Annotated in this window: 20 protein-coding genes; 7 read left to right on the top strand and 13 right to left on the bottom strand. The window is 42.8% G+C overall.

Annotated elements, in window-relative coordinates:
- Positions 1-35: 35 nt before the first annotated feature.
- Positions 36-1,514 carry a SulP family inorganic anion transporter gene (locus tag ACY8D0_RS10695; protein ID WP_462410492.1) on the bottom strand — a complete coding sequence of 493 codons (1,479 nt, stop codon included), beginning with the start codon at positions 1,512-1,514 and terminating at the stop codon, positions 36-38.
- Between the two features lie 341 nt (positions 1,515-1,855).
- On the opposite strand from ACY8D0_RS10695, the gene ACY8D0_RS10690 reads away from it, so the two are divergent.
- Positions 1,856-2,428: a hypothetical protein gene (locus ACY8D0_RS10690; protein ID WP_462410491.1), complete on the top strand. Its 573-nt coding sequence runs from the start codon at positions 1,856-1,858 to the stop codon at positions 2,426-2,428.
- A gap of 145 nt (positions 2,429-2,573) precedes the next feature.
- Here the strand turns inward: ACY8D0_RS10690 and ACY8D0_RS10685 are convergent, their stop codons facing one another.
- The 5 genes from ACY8D0_RS10685 to ACY8D0_RS10665 are packed head-to-tail and all read right to left on the bottom strand — an operon-like array spanning position 2,574 to position 6,290.
- Positions 2,574-3,527, bottom strand: coding sequence for an ABC transporter permease (locus ACY8D0_RS10685; protein ID WP_462410490.1), 954 nt, complete (start codon positions 3,525-3,527; stop codon positions 2,574-2,576).
- On the bottom strand, positions 3,520-4,431 hold the full coding sequence (locus tag ACY8D0_RS10680) for an ABC transporter ATP-binding protein (protein ID WP_462410489.1): 912 nt from the start codon (positions 4,429-4,431) through the stop codon (positions 3,520-3,522). Before ACY8D0_RS10680 ends, ACY8D0_RS10685 begins: the two co-directional genes overlap by 8 nt.
- Positions 4,424-5,140 carry an ABC transporter ATP-binding protein gene (locus ACY8D0_RS10675; protein WP_462410488.1) on the bottom strand — a complete coding sequence of 239 codons (717 nt, stop codon included), beginning with the start codon at positions 5,138-5,140 and terminating at the stop codon, positions 4,424-4,426. The genes ACY8D0_RS10680 and ACY8D0_RS10675 overlap by 8 nt, the downstream gene beginning before the upstream one ends.
- A complete protein-coding gene (locus ACY8D0_RS10670) occupies positions 5,137-5,508 on the bottom strand; it encodes a GntR family transcriptional regulator (RefSeq protein WP_462410487.1) in 372 nt (123 codons plus the stop codon). Before ACY8D0_RS10670 ends, ACY8D0_RS10675 begins: the two co-directional genes overlap by 4 nt.
- Before the next feature lie 5 nt (positions 5,509-5,513).
- Entirely contained in the window at positions 5,514-6,290 is a 777-nt protein-coding gene (locus tag ACY8D0_RS10665; protein WP_462410486.1) for a hypothetical protein, read from the bottom strand.
- Positions 6,291-6,632: 342 nt separating this feature from the next.
- Between ACY8D0_RS10665 and ACY8D0_RS10660 the strand changes: the two genes are divergently transcribed.
- Positions 6,633-7,016 (top strand): hypothetical protein, encoded by a 384-nt coding sequence (locus ACY8D0_RS10660; protein ID WP_462410485.1) that lies wholly within the window; start codon positions 6,633-6,635, stop codon positions 7,014-7,016.
- Here the strand turns inward: ACY8D0_RS10660 and ACY8D0_RS10655 are convergent.
- Positions 7,013-7,519, bottom strand: coding sequence for a hypothetical protein (locus ACY8D0_RS10655; protein WP_462410484.1), 507 nt, complete (start codon positions 7,517-7,519; stop codon positions 7,013-7,015). The genes ACY8D0_RS10660 and ACY8D0_RS10655 overlap by 4 nt on opposite strands.
- A gap of 168 nt (positions 7,520-7,687) precedes the next feature.
- Here ACY8D0_RS10655 and ACY8D0_RS10650 point away from each other — a divergent pair, with 168 nt between their 5' ends.
- Positions 7,688-7,888 (top strand): hypothetical protein, encoded by a 201-nt coding sequence (locus ACY8D0_RS10650; RefSeq protein WP_462410483.1) that lies wholly within the window; start codon positions 7,688-7,690, stop codon positions 7,886-7,888.
- Between the two features lies 1 nt (position 7,889).
- A complete protein-coding gene (locus ACY8D0_RS10645; RefSeq protein ID WP_462410482.1) occupies positions 7,890-8,174 on the top strand; it encodes a hypothetical protein in 285 nt (94 codons plus the stop codon).
- 47 nt (positions 8,175-8,221) lie between these two features.
- Here ACY8D0_RS10645 and ACY8D0_RS10640 read toward each other — a convergent pair whose 3' ends face one another.
- Positions 8,222-8,470 (bottom strand): hypothetical protein, encoded by a 249-nt coding sequence (locus ACY8D0_RS10640; RefSeq protein WP_462410481.1) that lies wholly within the window; start codon positions 8,468-8,470, stop codon positions 8,222-8,224.
- Between the two features lie 838 nt (positions 8,471-9,308).
- On the opposite strand from ACY8D0_RS10640, the gene ACY8D0_RS10635 reads away from it, so the two are divergent.
- Both ACY8D0_RS10635 and ACY8D0_RS10630 read left to right on the top strand, forming a co-directional pair.
- Entirely contained in the window at positions 9,309-12,488 is a 3,180-nt protein-coding gene (locus ACY8D0_RS10635) for an endonuclease/exonuclease/phosphatase family protein (RefSeq protein ID WP_462410480.1), read from the top strand.
- Positions 12,489-13,358: 870 nt separating this feature from the next.
- Positions 13,359-13,736, top strand: coding sequence for a hypothetical protein (locus ACY8D0_RS10630; protein WP_462410479.1), 378 nt, complete (start codon positions 13,359-13,361; stop codon positions 13,734-13,736).
- A gap of 128 nt (positions 13,737-13,864) precedes the next feature.
- On the opposite strand, the gene ACY8D0_RS10625 is transcribed toward ACY8D0_RS10630, so the two are convergent.
- The 3 genes from ACY8D0_RS10625 to ACY8D0_RS10615 form a co-directional block, all read right to left on the bottom strand.
- Positions 13,865-15,766, bottom strand: coding sequence for an oxidoreductase (locus ACY8D0_RS10625; protein ID WP_462410478.1), 1,902 nt, complete (start codon positions 15,764-15,766; stop codon positions 13,865-13,867).
- Between the two features lie 196 nt (positions 15,767-15,962).
- Complete coding sequence (locus ACY8D0_RS10620; RefSeq protein ID WP_462410477.1) at positions 15,963-16,580, bottom strand: C40 family peptidase; 618 nt, start codon at positions 16,578-16,580, stop codon at positions 15,963-15,965.
- A gap of 639 nt (positions 16,581-17,219) precedes the next feature.
- Positions 17,220-18,065, bottom strand: coding sequence for a helix-turn-helix transcriptional regulator (locus ACY8D0_RS10615; RefSeq protein ID WP_462410476.1), 846 nt, complete (start codon positions 18,063-18,065; stop codon positions 17,220-17,222).
- Positions 18,066-18,452: 387 nt separating this feature from the next.
- Here ACY8D0_RS10615 and ACY8D0_RS10610 point away from each other — a divergent pair, with 387 nt between their 5' ends.
- Positions 18,453-20,123, top strand: coding sequence for a pectate lyase family protein (locus ACY8D0_RS10610; protein ID WP_462410475.1), 1,671 nt, complete (start codon positions 18,453-18,455; stop codon positions 20,121-20,123).
- Positions 20,124-20,188: 65 nt separating this feature from the next.
- On the opposite strand, the gene ACY8D0_RS10605 is transcribed toward ACY8D0_RS10610, so the two are convergent.
- Both ACY8D0_RS10605 and ACY8D0_RS10600 read right to left on the bottom strand, forming a co-directional pair.
- Positions 20,189-21,100, bottom strand: a complete 912-nt coding sequence (locus tag ACY8D0_RS10605) for a Gfo/Idh/MocA family oxidoreductase (protein ID WP_462410474.1) — start codon at positions 21,098-21,100, stop codon at positions 20,189-20,191.
- Entirely contained in the window at positions 21,097-22,416 is a 1,320-nt protein-coding gene (locus ACY8D0_RS10600; RefSeq protein ID WP_462410473.1) for a GGDEF domain-containing protein, read from the bottom strand. Before ACY8D0_RS10600 ends, ACY8D0_RS10605 begins: the two co-directional genes overlap by 4 nt.
- Between the last annotated feature and the right edge of the window lie 10 nt (positions 22,417-22,426).

Raw genomic sequence — 22,426 nt, 5'->3', positions numbered from 1 at the left:
ACAGACCGAACGAATCCGTGTGTTCTTTAACAAGATTAATGACCAGCCACTTTCTCGAGACCTCCAGGCTTATTATGAACGGCCATTTGATCAAGGAGTTTATGACTTTCTTTATTTACTCCTTTTAGATTCACCTTAACACCGTTTTGATGGTATTTGATGACCACTTTATCAATGGCACCAACCGCCGAGTCATCCCAGAGATGGGCATTCGATAAATCTATTTCAATTTCATGGACGTCTTCTTTATAATCAAAACTGTTTACAAAGTCGGTTACGGAAGCAAAGAAAAGTTGGCCCGAAACATGATAAACCTTTTTATGAGAACCCTTTGCCGAGAGACTGGTGACTTTTACTTTCGAAATCTTTGAGGCAAAGAAAACGGCACTTAAAATGACGCCAATTAAAACGCCCAGTGATAAGTTATTTGTTATCACCACCGTCATCACAGTCACGACCATAACAATCGTATCCGTCATCGGCACTTTTCTTAGTGTTTTAAAGATTGACCAATCAAACGTACCGATGGAGACCATAAACATGACACCCACAAGAGCTGCCATTGGAATTTTCACAAGAAATCCTTGTAGCGCTACGATGAGGGTTAATAAAAAGGCACCGGCAACAAATGTGGACAATCGGCCTCTACCGCCGGACTTCACATTAATGACCGTTTGTCCAATCATGGCACATCCAGCCATCCCGCCAAACAAACCAGAGACGATGTTGGCAATCCCTTGTCCGCGGGCTTCTGTGTTTTTATCACTATCGGTATCCGTCATATCATCGACAATAGAAGCGGTTAAAAAGGTTTCCACTAGTCCTACAACGGCGATGGACAGGGAATACGGAAAAATAATTTGTAACGTCTCTAAGTTCAATGGAATGTCTGGAATCAAAAATACAGGCAATTTTGCTGATAAATTCCCCATATCTCCTACCGTACGGACATCACTTCCCGTAAAGATAGAGATGGCTGTAATCACGATTATCGCCACTAATGGCGAGGGAACTGCTTTTGTAAAACGAGGAAGAATATAAATAATTGCTAACGCCCCTGCCACCATGGCATACATTTGCCAGGTTGCACCTTTGAACTGAACTAATTGAGCCATAAAAATCAAAATGGCAAGCGCATTGACGAAACCAGTCATAACCGAGCGAGGAACAAATTTCATTAAACGCCCTACCTTCAAAGCTCCCATTATGATTTGGAAAACACCCGTTAAGATAGTGGCTGCAAGTAAATATTGCAAACCGTGGTCCTTCACTAATGTTGTCATCAATAAAGCTGTTGAACCTGTAGCAGCCGAGATCATCCCAGGTCTGCCGCCGACAAAAGCAATGGTAACGGCAATACAAAACGAGGCGTATAAGCCGACCATTGGATCGACACCGGCAATGATGGAAAAGGCAATGGCTTCCGGAATTAACGCCATGGCAACCACGATTCCCGAAAGAATATCCCCCTTGATGTTGCCAAACCATGAATATTTAATTGTATTTACATTCAAACGAAGCACTCTCCCTTTGTTTTTGTGTTGACTTTCAACTCTCATGAAAGCCGGGGCCGTTGTGAACAAAACAAAGTATAAAGGAATGTGACAAATTTGTGAAACGGCATGTAAACGGACACAATCGTCCTATCCTTACGTATCCTCACTTTTCCATCGATATTCAGCATAAGCCTACTTTTATTGGAAATCCACTGGAACTCAAATTAGGAAAATGAAAAAGCCATAGTAATCATATTGGGTGTCCTTGGTCAAATCAAAGGAATTCATAAAACTCTAAGAAAGAGGAACACTAATACAATTAGATTTTTTGAATAAAAACAACCAAGGAAAGGATTGCTATGAAACGTATACTTTTATTGGTTTGTCTCGTGTTTATTTTCTTTCTAGCTGGCTGCGGTGGGAGTCAAAGTGAATCAAAGGCTAGAGATACTGTAGAAAACTACTTAGAATTGAAGAAAAATGGGGACCTGAGTTCCAGTGAATATATCCGCTATACGTCTAAAGATTTAATAGACGTTTTTAATTACAAGTATTTAAACACCTTAAAAGATACGGAGGAAAAGTACACTGAATCCGATAATAAAGATGAGTTTGAGGCGTTTTATGCTTTACAACCAAATGACAGCCAAACTAATCCTACATGGGAACAGTACGTAGACCGGATCCATGATAAATTTGGAGACGATGACAATTATTTCGTTTCTGAGAATGGTGACAGCATTGAAGTTACAAGTAATAAGGATAACACCAAAAGCTATACATTCCTCTACGATATGGAAATAGCCAATATGGGCGGGAGTAAAATCTTTAAAAAAGTGGAGTTTGATGTGGATTATGATTATACACTATGGGATAGCGATAAAGAAAAATATACAGAAGGATTTCTTATTTCGGCCATCCGTATAAGATAACAAAAAGAGAGCAGAACCTTTTCGGGAGGATCTGCTTTCTTCTTATGTTGCAAACTATACCATAAAACCAAAAGTGTTCTTGAAGACATTTTTGCTCTTGAAACCTATTAATTTAACGTTAATAGGGCTTCAGATGTTTCGGTCCCTACGCGGCTACGTCTCGTTTAGTGAATACTCCAAAAGCCAATAAATGAAACACAATGAAGTAAATCAGCAGCATGATAACAGAAAATCCTACTGTCATCCCTTCGACTAATGGGACGCCATCGATATATTGATTTAAGTCTGTGTTTGCAAATAAGCTATATTTCGCCCAATCAAAACGCGTTGCAATCAATGAGGTGACTTGCCCGCCCACCATTAACAGGAAGATTGACAAGCCCACCGCCAACGAGCTGTTCCGGAATACGGCGGAAATCATAAAGGCCATCGTCGTGATCATCATGACATCTATGGACGACAAGAAATAGGTCTTGATTAAATAGAGAAGCATATTTTGCTCGATGACACTTCCATTGGAGTAGGCAAGATGCGCAGGATTGCCACCACCTGTACCAAATAAAGCGAATCCCAAAATCGCGGCACTGCCAAATAAAATCAACATCATCAGCAAGCCAAATAAAATCACTGTCAAATATTTGGCTAAGAGGATTTTAGATCGTTTGATGGGCCGGATTAACAGCAGCTTGACCGTTCCCCAGCCAAATTCGCTGGCCACAATCCCTGCCGCCACAATGATGGTGAATAAACCGGCAAACGAAATCAGCGCCGTGCTGTCATTAATGAAGCTCCACCCTGTTGCCTCATTTTCAGGCGGAATTTTATGATCCAATCGGTATTGATTGATCGCAATTTGCCTTTGTAAATTTTTCTTATACGTACCGGCTGTTGGGGGCAGCTCGCTCATTTGTTGTTGATCCTGTGCGATTTGCTGCTGGACTTGCTGTTCCCATTGAGCATTCGCTGTTGGATTCGGGTCGCCATAGATCTTGTTTAATGTCCCTGTTGCGATGACGGCCAGAACCAGCAGCCCCATCATCACATAGGTGCCGGGACGTTTAAATATTTTGATCCATTCATTAACAATCAAACTAGGCATGAACCTTTTCCCCCTGTGTTGTGACTTCAAAGAAACGATCCTCTAACGATTTGGCCATTGGTTTCACTTCGAAAATTCGAATTCCTTTTTCAATGAAGAATTGAATCATGTCCGGGACCTCTTCTTTTTCCAGGTCGATTTCAATTCCATTTTCAACCTTCTTATAGTTGATATTAAAGGTGTTTAGGAACGCAACATCCAAATCGACCTCGAAGAAGTATTTCTGTTTACTTTCCTGTACATAATCATGGACCTGCTGAATGTCAACGAGCTTTCCTTGTTGAATAATCGCAATGCGGTCACACATCATTTCCATTTCCGATAAGAGATGGCTGGATACGATGACAGACATCCCTTTTTCCTTGGTCAATTTTTTCAAATGATCACGAATTTCTTTAATTCCCGCTGGATCAAGGCCGTTGGTTGGTTCATCAAGAATCATCACCTTTGGATCATGAAGCAGGCTTTGGGCCAATCCCAATCGCTGACGCATACCCAGAGAATAGGTTTTGACTTTGTCATGGATTCGCTCCGTTAACCCCACAAACTCCACGACTTCATCGATTTTTTGCTTGGAAATGCCCTTGACCATCCGGGCATATTGCATTAAATTTTGATACCCGGTTAAAAACTTGTATAGTTCGGGATTCTCGACAATCCCGCCAATATGCTGCAGGGCATCCTCAAATTCAGATTTCACATTATGGCCGCAAATTAAAATTTCACCGGACGTGATTCCCATCAGGCCGACGATCATACGAATCGTCGTCGTTTTCCCAGCACCATTTGGTCCCAAAAAGCCGAATACCTCTCCTTCTTGAATGGTGAAGCTTAGATCATCGATAATTTTTCTCCCTTTAATCACTTTTGTGACATGTTTCAATTCCACAACAGGATTACTCATAAACGTTCCCCTCTCTTTCTGCCATAGTCGATTTAAACCACTCCAGCACGGACAGCCCAGACTCTTCTCTAAGGTCTTCGACATTTTTCTGTCCGATGATTTCCCCATGCAAAATGACCATCGCCTCATCTAAGAGCGGTTCAATTTCATCGATTTCATGCGTGGCAATAATCACGGTCTGCTCATCAAAATTAATATAGGATAATAGACTTTTCACAATCGAATCGCGCACCATGGGATCCAGGCCGGAAAATGGTTCATCCAGCAGCAAGACCGAAGCCTTCCTCGCTAGGGCCAGAACCAACTTCAATCTGCCGCGATTCCCCTTGGACAATTGTTTTATTTTTTTGGCAGGATCCAGTTTCATGTCCTGCAAAAGCTGCTGTGCCTTGTTGGTATCAAAATCAGCGAATTGGGAGGCATAAAAGTCCACCATGTTTCCCACGGTAAACGAGGGATAAAACATATCAAGTTCCGTTAAATAAGCGACTTTTTGGCTAATTCTCCGGGTCACTTGTTCGCCGTTTACTTCCACCTGGCCGTGGTCTGGATACACGAGCCCCGCAATCATTTTTAAGGTCGTCGACTTGCCGCTGCCATTCGGCCCGAGAAGCCCGTAAATTTTTCCGGTTTCCAATGTGAGGGAAACATTTTTTAAAGAAAAGTCTTTCCCATACCGCTTCGAAATGTTCCTTAGTTGAATGGTCACTCCTGCTCCCTCCTTAAGAATTGCTGTAAGCCCTGGATGATTTCCTCTTGGGAAAAACCAAGCTCTTTCATGCTTTTGACAAATCCCCCAATAATATCGGTTTGCAGCCGAATCTTTAATTCTTGCAAGACCTGTTCATTTTCTGTAACAAACGTCCCCTGCCCTCGCTTTGTTTCCACGATCCCCATCCTCTCCATCTCACTATAAGTTCGTTGAATGGTGTTCGGATTAACACCTGACTGAATCGCCATTTCCCGTACAGAAGAGAGTTTTTCTCCTGCTTTCAATTCGCCTCTTACAATTTGGGATGACAGATGGTCAGCTATTTGGATATAGATTGGTTTAGATGCCTCAAATTCTTTTGCCATCACCGTTACACCTCGACTTTTCTGTCAAGTAACCAACAAGAAATCAGGAATAAGCCGATTGAAAGGAGAGTATAGGTGAGAAGTCCAAGTACCGGAATATCCATTGAATTCAAATTGATTTCCCAGCCGTCCTGTCTGTAGGTATATTGGACCCCCGCCAATACGGGTATCGTCCATTTGTGGACGATTTCTCTGAGTAATTCAATTTTTTCCAAAAAGGTAGAAATCGCATTAAAGAGGAAAAACAGCAATAGAAGCGCGAGCCAACGCCAACTTTTAATCGCTTGAAATTTTCCCAACGAGTGAAAGACAGTCCAATAAAGCATCGCCCAAAACGATACATATAAACTGAACAGAAGCAATCCGGCATTGAAGATCATCGTTCCGGCGGACAAGTCAAATGATTCAATATGAATTTGATTCTTGTAGAATTGATACAGCACCAACCCGACGGCCGTTATATAAACTTGTGCAGCCACTTGATAGAAAAAGCAAATCAGTAGTTTCGATAACAACAACGCCTTGCTGCTTTGCGGATTATACAGCCATAATTGGGTCTTTCCTTCCAGCCGAAGCATGGACAATAACATACACGGCAGGAAAACTGCGTGAAACAGCAGCACCAGGACGACTGCAATCGGGAGAAAGGAAAGCGGAGATTCAAAATAGACCTCCAGTGCCAGCGGCAGACATAAAAAAGTGGAAATAAGAATGATCCAAGAAAAGAACCAAACCTTGGAAATAGCAAAGTCCTTTTTCAACAACCCCTGAAAAGCAGACATCTGCTTAAAACCTCCTTGCGTATTAGTGTTCTATTTAGATAGTACACTAGTACAAAGATACACGTCAAGGGCGCCAGTGGAATTTTTATACATAAAAGAAAGAGCTGATAAATTTAGGCTGACCATACTAAAAGGAAAAAGCTGCCTCATGGGCAGCTCAGGTCAGAAACAATGGCAATAAAAAAAAGCAGTGTATATGAGAACCTTCCCATCCCCTGCTCAACTTGGCATGTTTTATGTACATCAAAAATAAAATAATAAAGACCGGACATTTCTCCAGGAGCCATTCCCCCGGTCTTTGGCAGACTACGCCGTAACAGGCACTGTGAGAAGGAGATGTCCATGTTTAAATTTTTTTCATTTCATAAGAAACCACCTGAAAAGTCCAATAAAACCGATCCCCTCCTACTCTCAAAACTCGACCGGATTATTCAATTGCTCGAGCAGATTCAAAAAGAAGAAAGCAGCAAGAATATTCATTTCGACCATGTCCAAATTGACTATCTAGAAAACATTACGTTTCGGCTGGATAGTCTAGATATCGACGAATTGAGCGGAAAACTCATTATTGGGAATCACATTGGGAGCACAGAAGACCTCTCCGACCCGCTAATTTTTAAAATCAATAAAGAAAAAGCCAAACAAACGACAATGGAAGAAACGGCCGCACAGGGCCAGGAAAAAATGACGAAAACCGAAAGAGGCTTTCGTTTCCGCCATGATTAATAGGACTTCACATCGGAAATCTTGATGTCCTGATCCTCTATAATGCCATCGATCACATCCTCGTCATGGGTGGTATTGACATTATGCAGCAGCTGATTATGATTTCCAAATAGATGACCTTGTGTATAATTAGACTTTTGATGTGCGTCGATTCCCGCCACATGTGCATTTCCAACAAAGACAGAACTGCTGGGCTGCATCGTATTCACGTTGACGGAACCCATCGTTAAGCTTGAGTTATCATGGTCACCGGAATTCTCCACCGTAATATTGATATCGCGGTCATCAATCGGAGTATCAATAAAATCAGGGTCATGTAAAATCGAGACGCATTGGTAAAGTAGATTCGACTGTCCGCTTATTCTGCCAATCACGCTATTTTCTTTCCCGTGGGTGCTCCAGCCGACGGCATGATTTTGTTCCCCGATAAAAATCCCCGATTGCCTCTGCATATTTTGGACATGGATATCTCCCAGAAAGTTAAATTGGGATGAAGGTTTCATCGCCTGATCACCACACTTCATAAAAATTCACGCACCGTAACGGCTCAAGTTACTGTACCTTATGTGTTTTAAATCAGGATGGTGACGAATGCCTAACGATATACGAAAGATTGTGTCAAACGCCCATTCGCTGAATAAGCTGATCATGTAAGGAAAGGAGCTAGGCGCATGATTGACATTTCGTTCAGCAACATTTCAGTAGATCACCTGGGTACTTCTTCTGGTATTTTTATCGGGAACCAAAACTCTCTTAAAAATTTCTCATGCGAAGCGGAAATCAATGAAGCATTTGGAAGCTTAGCCGGAAATGAAAATAAGCTCACCCATAATCGCATGATTCTCGACAAAGAATTAGGAGAGGATGAATAGCATGTCTTCCCCCATTTTATCCCCCACGTTTCACATTGGGTCAATCCGAATCGGCACCATCGAGGGGGCCTCTTGCTTTAGTATCGGGAATAATTTTATCGAAGACTTAAAAAATACCAAAAAACATAACCAGGGATTGGGCAATATCCATGGGGACCGGAACAACCTTGCTCACTCTACTGCTTCGCTAAGCAGCTATGAACCTTCTCCTCAGAAAAAGAAATTGATGAAAAAGGAACGAATGGAAGAAAAACTCGGAAAAAACAAACAACAAACCCCTGCTTGACGATGGGTTTGTTGTTTTTAATTTATATTTAAATGCTCTCATTCTTACTACAAATTCCCACCGATGCTTGGCTTGAAATCTTGGTCAAAGATCGCTCCGTCTATAACCTCAAAGCTATCTGCAATATTGTTTACATTGGCCATTACTGCATTCCCTACGCCATACATGCCACCCATGTTTAAATTATATTTCCGATTGGCATCCATCCCTGTCACGACCGCTTCACCGACGAATACGGCAGAGCTTGGCTGTGTCGAGTTGATATTTATAACCCCTAAATTAATGACTGAAGGCACCCCATTGTCCTCCTCTTTTATCTCATTCTATACCCATCTTATGTTGGAAACTTTTTTCCGTGAAGAAGGGCCGTTTGACCATGGGCATATGCTTTCGAACATGTCTTATTACCTCTGAGGGCTTTTTTTCATTCGGTACGGTCGTTAGGAGAGCTTCCTATTTCCCTTAAAGACCTTTTTTCCTTCAGCACATGTAAAAATGGTACTAATTCATCTCCGTACTGTCTGTATGGCGTAAGCCGCTGAAAAGCAGGACTGTGCCTCGAAACGTACCCCCTAAAATTAATCAAACGTTTAATTAAAAATCACACCAAAACCTAACAAACGTTTGTTTAGTTTGATAGGAATCCTTGATTTATTAAGCTTTTTCATGAAATCTATCCGTAAATTTTGTCAGTTAATCAAACGATTAATTGAATGTAAGGATAGACCCATAGAATAAAGGTTTTCTAGAGATAAATGGCAAAAAATTTGTCAGCACAGCCATTTCTCGAAATCACCATTCTAAAAGTCATTTACAAACTTTTCAGACAATATTTACATTGCCTTAACTCTATGAATTTGTCTATCCGTTATAATTGGAACCGTTATCCATATCATAGGTATTTTGGAAAATAAAAGGAGGAAGATATCCCCTACCGAAGGTTTCTTTAAAAATAGTAAAGTTTCTCCGTTCAAAATGGTGATTCTACAAAAATCCGAGAGGAGTGATAGTGTGTTTTTGTTCCCTAAACAAATAACGAGTCCTATTTATAAATTTAAAGTATTCAAGATCATATTGATTTCAAGCATTCTTCTTTCTCTGTTTTATACGAAGGCAGTTGCAGCGGGGGTTCAGATGACAGAGCCTACGGGGGTGGCGGAAGACAACATTCATTTAAAAATCATGACCTTGAATACGGCAGTTGGCGGCCAAAATTCCAGCCCCCAAGCTGTAGCAGAAGCGATGAAAGCAACAGGTGCCGACATTATCGGCATTCAGGAGCCTTTTGGAAGTGCAGAGATTTTCAAACAAATCACCGGTTTTTATTATAGTGATAGACTCGCAGTGTTAAGCCGGTATCCCATTATCGATAACGGGCAAAGAGACTATGTTTATGTGGAAGTTCAACCTGGAAAAGTGGTAGCCATTAGTAATGTGCATCTGCCGGCTGGTCCTTATTGGCCCGACCAATTAAGAGACGGGAATGTCACGCCAGAAACAGCGGTCGCAGGGGAAAATAACAGCCGTATGAAAAATTTGGAGAGCAGGTTTGAAACGCTCCCTGCCCTAGTTGCGCGAGATGTACCGGTTTTCTTCACAGGAGATTTCAATAACCCATCCGATTTGGACTGGATCGACAGTGTGAAAGACCTCCATTTGGGATATGCAGCCCAATGGCCGGTATCCCAAAAGCTTCGATCACTAGGATTCCATGATAGCTACCGGGATATCTATCCTGACCCGAAAACCAAACCAGCTTTCACCTATACACCTGGGACACCCATTGGAACAATCCCACCAGGTACCATGCTTGACCGAATCGACTTTATCTATGCAGGAGGAGCAGCCAGAACGTTAGACAGTAAAATCGTTGGGGAAACAGGTCCATATACGGATCTTGCGATGGATCCGTGGGTATCTGACCATCGTGGCGTCCTTTCCGAATTTGAAGTCACCCCTGCCCCTAAGTCCGTGTTAGAACAGGATCCTGCACCTGTACATGCAACCCTTACACCGGATAAAAAAACCTATCGGCAAGGGGAAACCATCAAGATTGATTATACGGAATCGACAAGACAGTTCGATATCGTTGCAGTTTATCCTGAGGATCAAGCACCCACTACACCTGCCAAAGTTTTCAAATATACAGCATTGGACTCCCAAACCCTTGCTGGTCCAATTAAGCCAAATGGACAAGTCACTTTTAACTCGGCCGCTTTGCAGTCTGGAACGTACAAAGCCTATCTGCTGGCGAATAGAGGATACGGTTCGTTAGCTGAAACCACCTTTACGGTAGAAAAAGGCCCGACGATTACATTAAACAAAACCAAGACAGTACCTGGTAATCCGGTAACAGCAGCCTTCACGGGATCATCTTCCCCTACTGACTGGATTGGAATATTTAAACAGCAAGAAACCGGCAGATCGGTTGGGGATGATTTTAATTCATCTGACACAGAATCAGATTTTTCCATCCAAGGGGCGGTGAAGCAGGATGGAACTCTGCACGCTGCAACCAGGAGTTTTGGTGTCCAGCCTGACGGCCAATACGATAATTTTGCCATCACCTTTGATGTGGCCAACTACACCTCATGGGGCGGCTGGTTAGGATTTGCGTTTGGAATGCCGAAGAAAGATTCCAATTATTATGATGTGGGTTCCAACCTGTTCTTTTTCCAAGGTGACCAAAATGCAAGAGTGATCAAATATGATAAACCAGGCGGAACGGCATTGGGCTTTAAGGCGATGGGTTCAACCTACCAATTGAACACGAAACCGGAGACTTTGAATGTGAAACTCGTATTGGATGATGGAAAATTAGATGCCTATTGGAAATTGCAATCGGAACCTGCTTCTGCACTGGCAAAACCCAAGGCATCATGGACCGGACTCAACTACCATCTTGGTTATATGAAATTGGTTGTAGATGGAATTCCGAACGTTTCTCTCGACAACATCATGGTCTATAAAGATCCGAACCACTTGCAATTAGATCCGAAAATCGAAGATGGAATCAATGCACCCCTGCATATTGTGATTGGACAGCCTTATACCCTTGAATACGGAGGTTCAACGAGCAAGACGGACTGGGTCGCACTAACCGACACAAACGGAACTTATCTGCAGGGGGATGCGCCGCATTGGAATTATTTAAGCAACAATGCGCGAACGGTTCCTGCTGAACTTAAAAAGTCGGGAATCGTCACGTTTACAGCCGAACAGACAGCACAATTATCCCCTGGGCCGATGCAGGTAAGATTTTATCCAAACAACGGCACGGGAGCAGCGAAGATCATTGATGTGGTGGCGGAAGAACTGGATCGAACTAAAATGCCATGGAAGTATGTAAGTTCCAATAGTCAGACACCTGGTCAAACACCTGTTGAACTGGGATCTGTCACATTTTCAGAGACAGAAACCGCTGGATTGGAACCGGGCGGCGTGTACACCGTGCGTCTAATGTCCAGTGACAGCAATACGGAAATGTTGGATTCGAAGATGCTCACCATTCAAAAGCCTCCGGCTGCCCCCACCGTTACGGTAAAGCCATCCGGCTGGACAAATGAAGAGGTCGCGTTCAGTATTACCCCTGGTGATGATCCAGGGATAAGTAAGACGCAGTATCGGTTGAATGGTGGAGAATGGCAAGAAGTGAGCGGTTCATTGCCTACGATTAACACGGAAGGAATCACCACCATTGAAGCTCGTTCCATCGACGCCGATGGTAACATCAGTAAGCTGGGAACAGCTGTGGCAAAAATCGACCGGACTGCACCAAGCCTAAGTTTATCAGGATTGTCCGATGGAGATAAGGTTTTGATGGGCTCACGGGTACCGGTCTCTTGGATCGCAGCAGATTCCGGAGCAGGCCTAAAAAATGATGGAAGCGGCTCGGTTATGGCGGACACCCAGACACCAGGCCAGCATACAGTATCTATCTCCGTTAGTGATCTAGCTGGAAATACGACAACGAAGACCCTTACGTACACAGTCTACAAGTTTAGCGGGTTTATGCCTCCTTTAAAGGAAAATGATTCGATTAAACAAGGGGCTGCGATACCTGTTAAGTTTAAACTGACGGACGGCACACAATCTACAGGAGAGGCAGCTGCCACCCTTCAGGTCGATTCAATGGATGGTCATGCGGCAGGCAATTCATCTGTGGGCAATACGTTTACCTATGATACGGATGCTGGTGAGTATCACTTTAATTTAAAAACAACAGAATTATCAAAAGGTGCACATACGATCACTGTAGCCATTAAGCTCGGGCCATCCGAGATCAAAAAGAGTCTAACTCTTTATGTAAAATAACGAAATAAACAAAAAGGATTTCAAATTTTTGTTTAGCGTCATGTACTGCCATAAGAGGAATAGTTTGGCCACACGAACCGTACGAAACCACTGAGAAACACTTCCAAATAAATGGAAGAACGCTATTAAGCTTCTATGGGACATTGTGCTGCAAAAAAGCCAGCAAAATGTCCCATATAGGTCCACTATGAGACATTTTTACTCAAGAGACATTCAAAGTGTCTCATATAAATGTTCTATAAGACATTTTGGTTCAAAAAAAACACCAAACCGTCTCCTATAGAAAAAGCTTTAAAAACAGGCATTAGAACTTGCCATCCCTAATTATATAGATAAACCCGAAGATCTAATTATTACAGCACACTGGAAATCGCCCTTTTATAACAGAATATTTTTGAGTATAATGTATATATAATAAAAAAGAGAAGTGCTGGTAACACTTCTCCCTGCAGCCTCTACCGTCAGGGTGGTGGTTGTCTGTACTAAACCTTAGGTGAACCACCCTTTTGCTTGCGACGGCGTAGGGTGGTTTTCTCGTTTAAGACGTGTCTCCGAAAGAAATAGGCTATTACTTCCCGCACAATGCCTTTCAGAATTTCACGAATGAATTCAAGAACTATTTCCGTGATTATCACCTCCCTTCCCTCATAAATCTGGAAAAGAAGATTGACAACCTGGCCACCCTCACAATATTCAGCTGCAACTCTATTCTATCATTTTCCATATAGCTAAAAACCTATCAATCTTCGACAAAAGTCGGGTGATACGTGGCATCGGGATCAAGCCTTCGACCATTTCCATTAACTAGTTCTATTATCCTACAAAATGATACAATTAAAGATATGAATAATACATAGGGAGAGGATTAGAATGGGCTGGTATGATTTTTTGAATAACAATCCAATCGGACAAACTTTTAGCAAGGTGGCATCTTCGGCAGTTGATCATGTGGATAAAAAGGTACAAAGCGGCTTTGACAAAGTGGAAAAGAAAATTGATTCGTTCGACAGAAAAGGACAGGCTCTCGGAGGGGCCATCGATAACATTGGGATAACCGTAAAAAGCACAATAACTTATGGGGTAGACCGCAATCACATTGATGAAATCGTTGAAAATAAAAAAGTCTTAGACGAAACACTGCCTAAATATATCAAGGAATCCTCTCATTACAAATCAGTAAGTAAAGTGGTGGACATAGCCGGCAAAATCACCAAAACTGTAGATAAAGTGAACGATTTTAAAAAATAAAAAGATTTTATGGCCAAACAAATACGTGTTGGAAGGTTGAGAAAACCAACAATAGAAAAGGGAAGCTGTAAATTTTTCAGCTTCCCTCTTTTATCAAAACAGTTATAGTAAAAGGCGATTACCAAAGATTAGATTTGAGCTGCTACAAGGAATCCTTCTGCTGTTGCATCAATGATTCTTCTTGGTTGATTCACGTCACCGATAGTTTCCACGCCTGGATAAATGGCTTTTAGCTCTTCTACCAATTGGTTGTTTGGTGTGTAACCTGCCGCAATAATCACATGGTCCGCTGCGACTTCCCGATCTTCAAGGACAACTTGCCCCTGTTTAATTTCCATAACTTTTGCATTGGTAATGAGCTGAACGTTCCGTTTGGCAAGGAATGCAAATAGGTGCCCGGCAAAAGTAGGCCCTACGCCATTGCCAATGGCAGCCGCCATCTCGATAATCGTGACATTTTTGCCTGCTTCAGAAAGGTATTTAGCTGTTTCCGTTCCCACCAATCCGCCGCCGATGATGGCAACATTCTCTCCTACTTCTTTGCCATTGAGTACATCCTCCGCAATCACCACATGGCTGCAGTCCGCACCTTTAATTGGCGGAACTGTCTGGCGTGACCCGGTGGCGACAATGACATGGTCAGGTTCATAAGAAGCTATATCCTGAGCAGAAGTGATGGTTGCTTGAACCACTTTCACGCCTAACTTGGCTACTTCACTTGTTAAGAACTCTTTATAAAGAAGGAAGGAGTCTTTTTCTGGCGGTGCAGCAAGAATATCAAATTTCCCTCCAGCCTCGGTTTCTTTCTCAATCAGCGTGACATCATGTCCACGGAGGCTGGCCACCCTGGCCGCTTCCATTCCCGCTGGACCGGCGCCAACGATGACGACTTTTTTCGGTGCCGCCGCTTCCGTAATATTCCGTTCTGCCTCAAATCCTGCTCTGGCATTGACCAAGCAAGTAACACCTTTCCCTTGGAACACGTTATCGATACAGCCTTGGTTACACGCCACACAGTAGCGGATCTCTTCGTATTGTTGATTCTTCATTTTCACAATCAGTTCTTCATCAGAAATCAGACCACGGCCAATGGCAATCATGTCGGCCTCGTTATTGTCCATAATGGATTCAATCAGTTCAGCACTGTTCAATCGGCCAGCGACGATCACCGGAACATCGACGATTTCTTTTAATTTTTTGCTAAAAGGAATCAGGAATCCTTGCTCAATGAACATAGGCTGGATGGTGTATTCAACAGAATCATAGCTGCCTGCTGTTAAGCTGATGGCTTGGGCACCTGCTTGGACGGCTTCTTGGCAAATTGTGATAACCTCGTCAAATTTCAAACCGTCTTCCAAGTATTCGTCCGCACTAATCCGGATGGTTACCGCCGCTTTGTCACTGAACTTCTCAGCAATTTCACTTAGAACGGCCATCGGGAAACGCATGCGGTTCTCCAAGCTGCCACCAAACTCGTCAGTTCGTTTGTTGCTATGTGGAGATAGGAAGCTATGGAGCAGGTAGCCATGGGCAAAGTGGACTTCAATCATATCGAAGCCTGCTTCAACCGAACGTCTGGCTGCTTCCACAAATTTATCTTTCATTTCATAAATCTCTGCTGTTGTCATTTCACGAGGGTCGTTGCCGACAATTTCACAAGGAATGGCACTTGGAGCGATTGGCTGGATGCCGGTAATGTCCTCTGATGCTTGGCGGCCGGCGTGATAGATTTGCGCGCCGATTTTGGAGCCTGCCTGATGGATGGCATCTGTCAGTCGCTTTAATCCAGGAATAAATTGGTCATCATAAACGCTTAGCTGGGTCGGCAGTCCTCTTCCCTCGGGAGAGACTCCAACGGATCCAGTCAAAATGATACCGACTTCGTTTTTGGCTCTTTCCTCAAAGAAACGGATAATCCTTTCGTTCACCATGCCTCCAGGAGCGGCTAATCCATTCTCCATTGGGGCCATCATAAATCTATTCTTTATCGTAATAGGTCCTATTTGAATGGGGGTAAATAAATCTGACATTGTAGGGTCCTCCTTTTGAAAAACAAATAACTTATACACTGATTGTAACTTAGATATTGTGAATACATTCACAATAAAATTGACAAACAAAGGAGGATTCTGTGAAGAAAGTGTGGCGAAGATAGGAGGAAAATGCCGTGGGGACAGTACTTAAGATTTTTTTCCCTAAGGACTGTCCGCGTGCTTTTGTTCTTCTCTACCAATCCCATCTCTTCCAAAAAACGGTGCAATCAAACTTTCTCTCAAAGGTATCCTTAAGTGTCCAAAGGAAGTTGTCGGCATTTTCAAAGTCACCAGTTATACATCCAGAACTAAATTGATGGCAATTATCCATCAGCAGATGATAATCTCTTCGATTGCCCACCATATCAAGCGCCCTAGAGCCTGCACTAGAGATTCCTAACGCATACCCAAATTCATCATGACAAGGGAAATAGATGGCGGAGTCGACCGTTGTAATATGACCGGTAAATCCTTTTAAACCTACCTTTTCAATTTTGCCTTTCCCATTTAGCTGGACAATTTCGTTGTTGCCTACATAGATGCCTGAATGTTCCACAGGACCTAACTGACAATACACCACAGAGCCAAAGGCTGGTTTACTATCATATTTACTATTTTTACTTTTTATAGCATCGTGTGCTTTCATAGCGACGTTTACCGGAACAGTAGTTAAAAGAATTCCATTTTCTTTATGGAACTTTTTTGCCGAAGATACCTTTTTTTCCGTTATTTCACTAACCTCTTCAAATAGTCCTTTTAGACCTCCACTATTGCCTAAACCGCCATTGGCAAGTCGATTCCAGAACCCCATAACTACCATCTCCTCTATCAAATTAATCATTCTTAGCTTATTAAACTAGTTCTGTAGTAAATATCTCATCATCGCAATAGACACAATACCCTTTTCCGTTTCTAATAGGTACAGGAGAACAACAATCTGGACAAAGGGCCATCTGCCCTTGATCCATTTCCTTTTCTAGTCGCTTTCGGGCTTCTTCTTCCGTTGTAATTGACCCCTTAACCAAATTTACACCGCCACACCTTTGGCATTTTGATGCTGAATTACTGCATAGTGAATGGCAGTCGGTACATTGTTTCATTTTTATTGGCATACAAGCCATCTCCTAAATTTGAGTATAAAGTACTATACGAATCCAATAGGAAAAAGTTCCCTATTCCTCAAAACTTGTTTCTGCGAGCGGGTTGCTATAAAAGAGAAAAGAGCTGCGGAAGTCAATTGTTGTAAAATATGAACTTGCTTAGAAGGCAAAAAAGGCGGGTAGGCCGGATTCAGCAGAAACTGGCCTTTTCTAGTGGAAAGTATATTAAAAGTTTAGAAGAGAAGGGGTGAACGCTATTGGAGCAGGTCATTTCGCTCATTAGCAAAAATTTAATACTATATGTATTGAAAAGCTTGAATGGCCACTTTAGCCACAGGACAGGACCGCATTCAATCCTGTTTTTGCATTCTATACTGATAAGGTGACATACCCGTTATCTTTTTAAACACACGCCAGAAATGGACGTTATTGGTATACCCCACCATATTGGCGATTTGATTCACTTTCTTGGTCGTTTCATTTAAATATCTTTTGGCCTCATTGATACGGATGGCATGCAAGTAGTCAATAAAACTGCACCCCGTGTATTTTTTGAATAATCGGCTGATATACTGCTCATTTAAATGAAAATGATAGGAAAGTGAACCAAGCGAAATGTCATGCGCATATTCATTGTTGATAAAAGTGATAATCTTTTCAATTTCGTTTTTATTTTGATGGTGTTCAGAAGCTTTCGCTGTTTGTGGGGGACATGCCGCCTCTAACAATCTGTTACTCTCAATTAATAATAGGGACAACAAAGATTGAAGGTACATCTCCCTTCCCGTTAGATTTTTTTGATACTCCTCGAATAGCCTCATTATCATGCTGTTGATGAATTCTCTCTTGCTTGGAGGAATCGGCAGAATATGCGGGCCATTTTCAAAAAGAGGCGCTAACAGGACCTGTTCGCTCTCATTCAAAAAACTCTCTCTAAAGTTAACAACGATTCGCTCATACGGCTGATGATTCTTTAACACCGTTTTATGGATCACATTTTTATCGATAAAAACTAGATGTTGATTCTTCACCACGTACTCTTCTCCATTAATGAGGTAAATCCTTTCCCCTTTGCACAAATAATAAATTTCGTAGTCCTGGTGCAGGTGGTATGTGGTCATGGATGGACCATCCCCAATAAAACGATCCATATAAAAAGGCCTGTCACGTAAAGAAACACTTACCCTTTGTACCAACGATCCATCCCCCCAGTTCCATGAGTAATATTTACCTTTTATTACATATTAATCCACCTATTTCCTCCCTTTAACAAATAATTACTACTTTAATACCACTCCAATGACGAAATAGTAAACGTTTTAGTAAAAAAGTCGCCCTTCCTTTGTTTCATCCGAAAATGTAAACATTATCGGATCATGCAGACAAAATATGTAATAACGAGGTTGCTATACTTATATTGTTTAGGGCTTTAATGGGGTAAAGTTTTTGGTCAGCAAAAATGAAAGGGTTTGCACAAGACCCAGCGAAATGAGGTCGTCCCTTTAAGGAGGTGTGGAGGAGAAGCTTCTCAGTTCGCAATCCAGACTTACATACATTTAAAAATGACAGGAAGGTGTTTCTCAATGAAATGGAAACAAGCCGTGATAGGGGCTCTAGCTTTGTCCCTTATTACCTCACCGTTTTTGATTGGTGGAAATGGAGTAGTGAAGGCAGCAGAAATCGATTCGATTCCCAATACAACAAGGTATATCAAAGATTATGACAATAGTTTTCTATCCGTCTCTGGTTATGCCTCATTAGGGGTGAATGACCGAAGCCAATACATCGATACCCCCTATTATCGCCAGGTGAAAACCGAAAGAGAATTTTTACAGGCGATTTTGGATGCACAGGCCGGAAATGTGAAAGTCATCGAAGTGGCGAAAGATTTGAACTTTGGTTGGAAAAATTTAAATCTTAGTTCAGACGAAGCCAAAAAGTATCGGTTCATCACCAAATATCGGGATCCACAGTATGGATTTACCAACCCAAAACTAGCTGCCTCCGGTGTTTCACAATTAAAAGTTGATGGTGTCGATGGGTTAACCATCTTTTCCAAAAAAGGGAAAACCATTCGGTCCGCAGAACTGAATTTGCAAAGATCTGCGAACGATATCGTCATCCGAAACTTGAATTTTGATGGAATGTGGCAATGGGATGATACGGGTAAACATAAGGAAGTGGGCTGGACCTATATCAAAATCAATGGGGCTAATAATGTATGGATCGACCATTCTAAATTTACGATTGCAGCCGATGGATTAATTGATACGGAGAACGGCGGCTCCAATATCACCATCTCCTGGTCTGAGTTCGGGTTGCCGGGAACTGAAAATCCGTCAATTGATAGTGATATCTATCAAACGATTCAATTTATGGAAGAAAAATATGTGGCTGGTCAATTAAATACCGATAGTGTGTACTATAACATGAGGAATGGCGGAGCGACCAAAGAAGAGATTATGGCCTATGCCGCCTATCACAGCAAGGTCCATCTAACGGGATCTGGCGACAAAGACTATGTGAACTATGTGTCGGGCAGTGGTTTGGATTACAAAGATGGCAATCAAAGAATCCGGCTCACGCTTGCTTATAACACCTATACTAATGTTGGGCAAAGGGTACCTATGATCCGCCAAGGCACGGGCCATTCCTACAACTTGTATCTAGACAACTCCACCCATTATGACATTTTGGAAAAGGTCCCAGCGATTGCTGAATTTGGAACCGATCAATTGTCACGGGCACTGAATGCCCGAAACGGCGCTTCCGTTGCAACAGATACCAGCGTTTTTAATGATATTAACGAACCGATCACAGGCGCTGAAATTCAAGGATTGGATACAAATTACATGGAGGCCCCTTGGGATACGTTATTCCATAGCGCTTATAACCGCAATTTAATAGTGAACTCCCAAGTCACCAATCAATACGGGACATATACAGGAAGCAGCTGGGACAACAATGGAGAAAACCTGTTTACGAAAGGATTCACCTGGTATGACAAGTCCACGATTGGAAATTGGGCATGGTCCTCTCATATTGTCGGAAGCGAAATGATGAGCAAAATGAATCCTCCATCTGAGCCATTTAGCTTCGAATATAGGTATAATGAGCGTTTGCCTTATACCTATACCGTGCTTCCTTTAAATCGTGTGGTGCCAACACTTACAGAATATGCGGGTGCAAACAAGGTGAATTTGAGCCCAATTGGCTGGTTAAAGACCGATTATAGTGCTAAGGGAAATAACTGAAGATAAACTGGTAACCACCGGGACGGTTCTACCGGCTACTTGGCCACTGGAACCGCCCTATGGTTCTATTTTGTCAGTCCATTGATTTCTTCGATTAGCTTTATAATGCCTGCGGTTTCCTGGAGGGTAACGGGAGGACAGCCTGTTTGGAAAAAGTTTACGATGTTCTCTAGTAAACTCGCATAATAGGGCTTTTCTTCCTTCCACAGCTCAATGGAGCAAGTATCATCTTTCGTGTGGAGAACAGCACCGAACCGGGCATGCCACTCGTAGTCTGCTTGAAGGATGACTTCTCTCCCATTTGTAAAAGAGATGAAGAGTTGTTCGTAGTTTTCTCTCGTTTCACGGTGAAGCCCCTTGACGTCCAGCCCAAATAGCGTCACCATCATTTCCAGCAGATGGATGCCATACCAAAAGTAGCCCGGCATCGCGTCCTGCAGCGGCAATGGCCCATAAAGATATCCTCTCTCGAACTCTAGCCCTTCTGCCTTAACGACCGCTTCCGCAAAGCGCAAAGAAGAAGAACTAAAAGTCGGTGTACCGTACTCATTAGCCAGACGGATCACTTCATCCATCTCCGCACTGCTCAGGACAATTGGTTTATCGATAAAAATCGGTTTTTGATAGGAAACAAGTTTCCGATACCACTTGAGGTGATTGCGTCCATCCACCGTGGTCAATAAGACTGCATCCACGGCTGACATCATTTCCTCCAAATCCTCTGTCAAAAGAACCTCGTACTTTCTTGTCACAATGTCCCGATACTGCCCTACCCGATTATGGCTTAAGGGAAGATCCGGTGAAAAAGCAGGGATGGCGTGTGTTAACTGCCCGCCAGACACATGATACGGGTCAGTCGTATCATTTAACAATTTCGTAAAAATTTCACAATGCGACGTATCCAGTCCCACCATGCCGATCTTCAAACTCTGACTGGAGAATAGACCAGAAGAACGGTCCCCATAGTTCTGATTCAATCAACATCTCCTCCGTTCTTAAAGGCAAATATCTGTCTTGGGCGACCACGCCTTGTAATTTTTTCCATTCCGACAACGTGGATGAGGCCGGTGTCGAGCCAGGATTGCACGATTCTGTGGGCGCTCCTTGTCGTAATACCGAGAATACCTGCCATTTCTTGGGCGGTAAAGCTACTGTGTCCTTTACGCTTCATCATTGCTATCGTTTTTTCCAAATGGGTCGCATTCATACCCGTTTCTTCGGCTTGCTGCAACATCAGTTTATCTGTGACAGATAAATGGTATTTTACTGGGGTGACCAAATCAATCGGGCCGAACACCGACCGATCTTCACGGACAATAAAGCTGCAGCCCCCGCCCTGGTCCACCGCTTGAAAAAGCGCCAGCCTTGCATGTGACCCGGCCTCAATCGGAGTTGTCCCAAACCCGATTCCGATTGATAGATTCATATTCAGCCTGTGTTTGGCAACTTCCAAAAGTGGAAGATACTTATACCCTTCGGTCACCCGTTCAAATGTGCCACGTTGGGTGACAAATAGATATTCATTACCGCTAATCGCCGTCAAATACCCCTCTATTTGTTCTGCAAAGTCGAGGAACATCCGGTAGACATCTTGATTCCTTTTTTGAAGTTGATGTTCAGTGTCAAATTCCTTGAATAGGGATGACGGGTTGTCGATTTGGATCCGGCCAAATACAATCTGAGTCTCCTTTTGCTGCCGTTGAGTAGTAGCCAGCAATAAGCGTTCTAGTGAAACAATCATGTCCTCTTCGGACGGCTTCAGCCACTCATTAAGGATCCCTTGTGCCGTTAACCGCTCGCTCACGATTTTTATGCTCGTAATTACCACTCCATCAGGATGCTCCGCGGTATTTTGCACATGGAAATTGACTATTTCATCGAGGTCCTCTATGGAAATTGTCCTATCATATAAGTCAAACTGAAACGTTTCCTCCAGCGATTTTTTCACCAACTCAACGTGGCGTTGCTGCAAGCCATCAAAACTTACATACTGGATATCCCGTTTTTTACCCAGCCTGTACAGGGCCTGATACAGCCCTGCCCCTTTCAAAGGAATATAATGGGAAGACAGGTGGCCGGGAATTTCATTTTTTGCGACTAAATAAGGGATTCTTCCTGAGAAAAATAAACAATCCACCTCATCCTGGAGTGTCCGGACAAACTCTTTGCTGTCTATCAACCGATCGGACAGCCGGAAGATGGGTTGCAGTGAAGGAAACTGTTCGAAACATCTTTCCAGCGATTCACGAATCCATGTGGGGCCAATCACCCCGACCTTAACCATTGTAACCATTTGTTCCCCC

Source organism: Neobacillus camarae (assembly GCF_054950115.1).
Note: the sequence above shows the minus strand (reverse complement) of the source record. Positions and strands in the feature narration are given on the sequence as shown.

Excerpts from the sequence above, each read along its gene's own strand:
- ACY8D0_RS10625 (WP_462410478.1), bottom strand. The coding sequence starts at position 15,766 with ATGTCAGATTTATTTACCCCCATTCAAATAGGACCTATTACGATAAAG.
- ACY8D0_RS10660 (WP_462410485.1), top strand. The coding sequence starts at position 6,633 with ATGTTTAAATTTTTTTCATTTCATAAGAAACCACCTGAAAAGTCCAAT.
- ACY8D0_RS10650 (WP_462410483.1), top strand. The coding sequence starts at position 7,688 with ATGATTGACATTTCGTTCAGCAACATTTCAGTAGATCACCTGGGTACT.
- ACY8D0_RS10635 (WP_462410480.1), top strand. The coding sequence starts at position 9,309 with ATGACAGAGCCTACGGGGGTGGCGGAAGACAACATTCATTTAAAAATC.
- ACY8D0_RS10620 (WP_462410477.1), bottom strand. The coding sequence starts at position 16,580 with ATGGGGTTCTGGAATCGACTTGCCAATGGCGGTTTAGGCAATAGTGGA.
- ACY8D0_RS10670 (WP_462410487.1), bottom strand. The coding sequence starts at position 5,508 with ATGGCAAAAGAATTTGAGGCATCTAAACCAATCTATATCCAAATAGCT.
- ACY8D0_RS10645 (WP_462410482.1), top strand. The coding sequence starts at position 7,890 with ATGTCTTCCCCCATTTTATCCCCCACGTTTCACATTGGGTCAATCCGA.
- ACY8D0_RS10655 (WP_462410484.1), bottom strand. The coding sequence starts at position 7,519 with ATGAAACCTTCATCCCAATTTAACTTTCTGGGAGATATCCATGTCCAA.
- ACY8D0_RS10685 (WP_462410490.1), bottom strand. The coding sequence starts at position 3,527 with ATGCCTAGTTTGATTGTTAATGAATGGATCAAAATATTTAAACGTCCC.
- ACY8D0_RS10680 (WP_462410489.1), bottom strand. The coding sequence starts at position 4,431 with ATGAGTAATCCTGTTGTGGAATTGAAACATGTCACAAAAGTGATTAAA.
- ACY8D0_RS10690 (WP_462410491.1), top strand. The coding sequence starts at position 1,856 with ATGAAACGTATACTTTTATTGGTTTGTCTCGTGTTTATTTTCTTTCTA.
- ACY8D0_RS10665 (WP_462410486.1), bottom strand. The coding sequence starts at position 6,290 with ATGTCTGCTTTTCAGGGGTTGTTGAAAAAGGACTTTGCTATTTCCAAG.
- ACY8D0_RS10600 (WP_462410473.1), bottom strand. The coding sequence starts at position 22,416 with ATGGTTACAATGGTTAAGGTCGGGGTGATTGGCCCCACATGGATTCGT.
- ACY8D0_RS10630 (WP_462410479.1), top strand. The coding sequence starts at position 13,359 with ATGGGCTGGTATGATTTTTTGAATAACAATCCAATCGGACAAACTTTT.
- ACY8D0_RS10610 (WP_462410475.1), top strand. The coding sequence starts at position 18,453 with ATGAAATGGAAACAAGCCGTGATAGGGGCTCTAGCTTTGTCCCTTATT.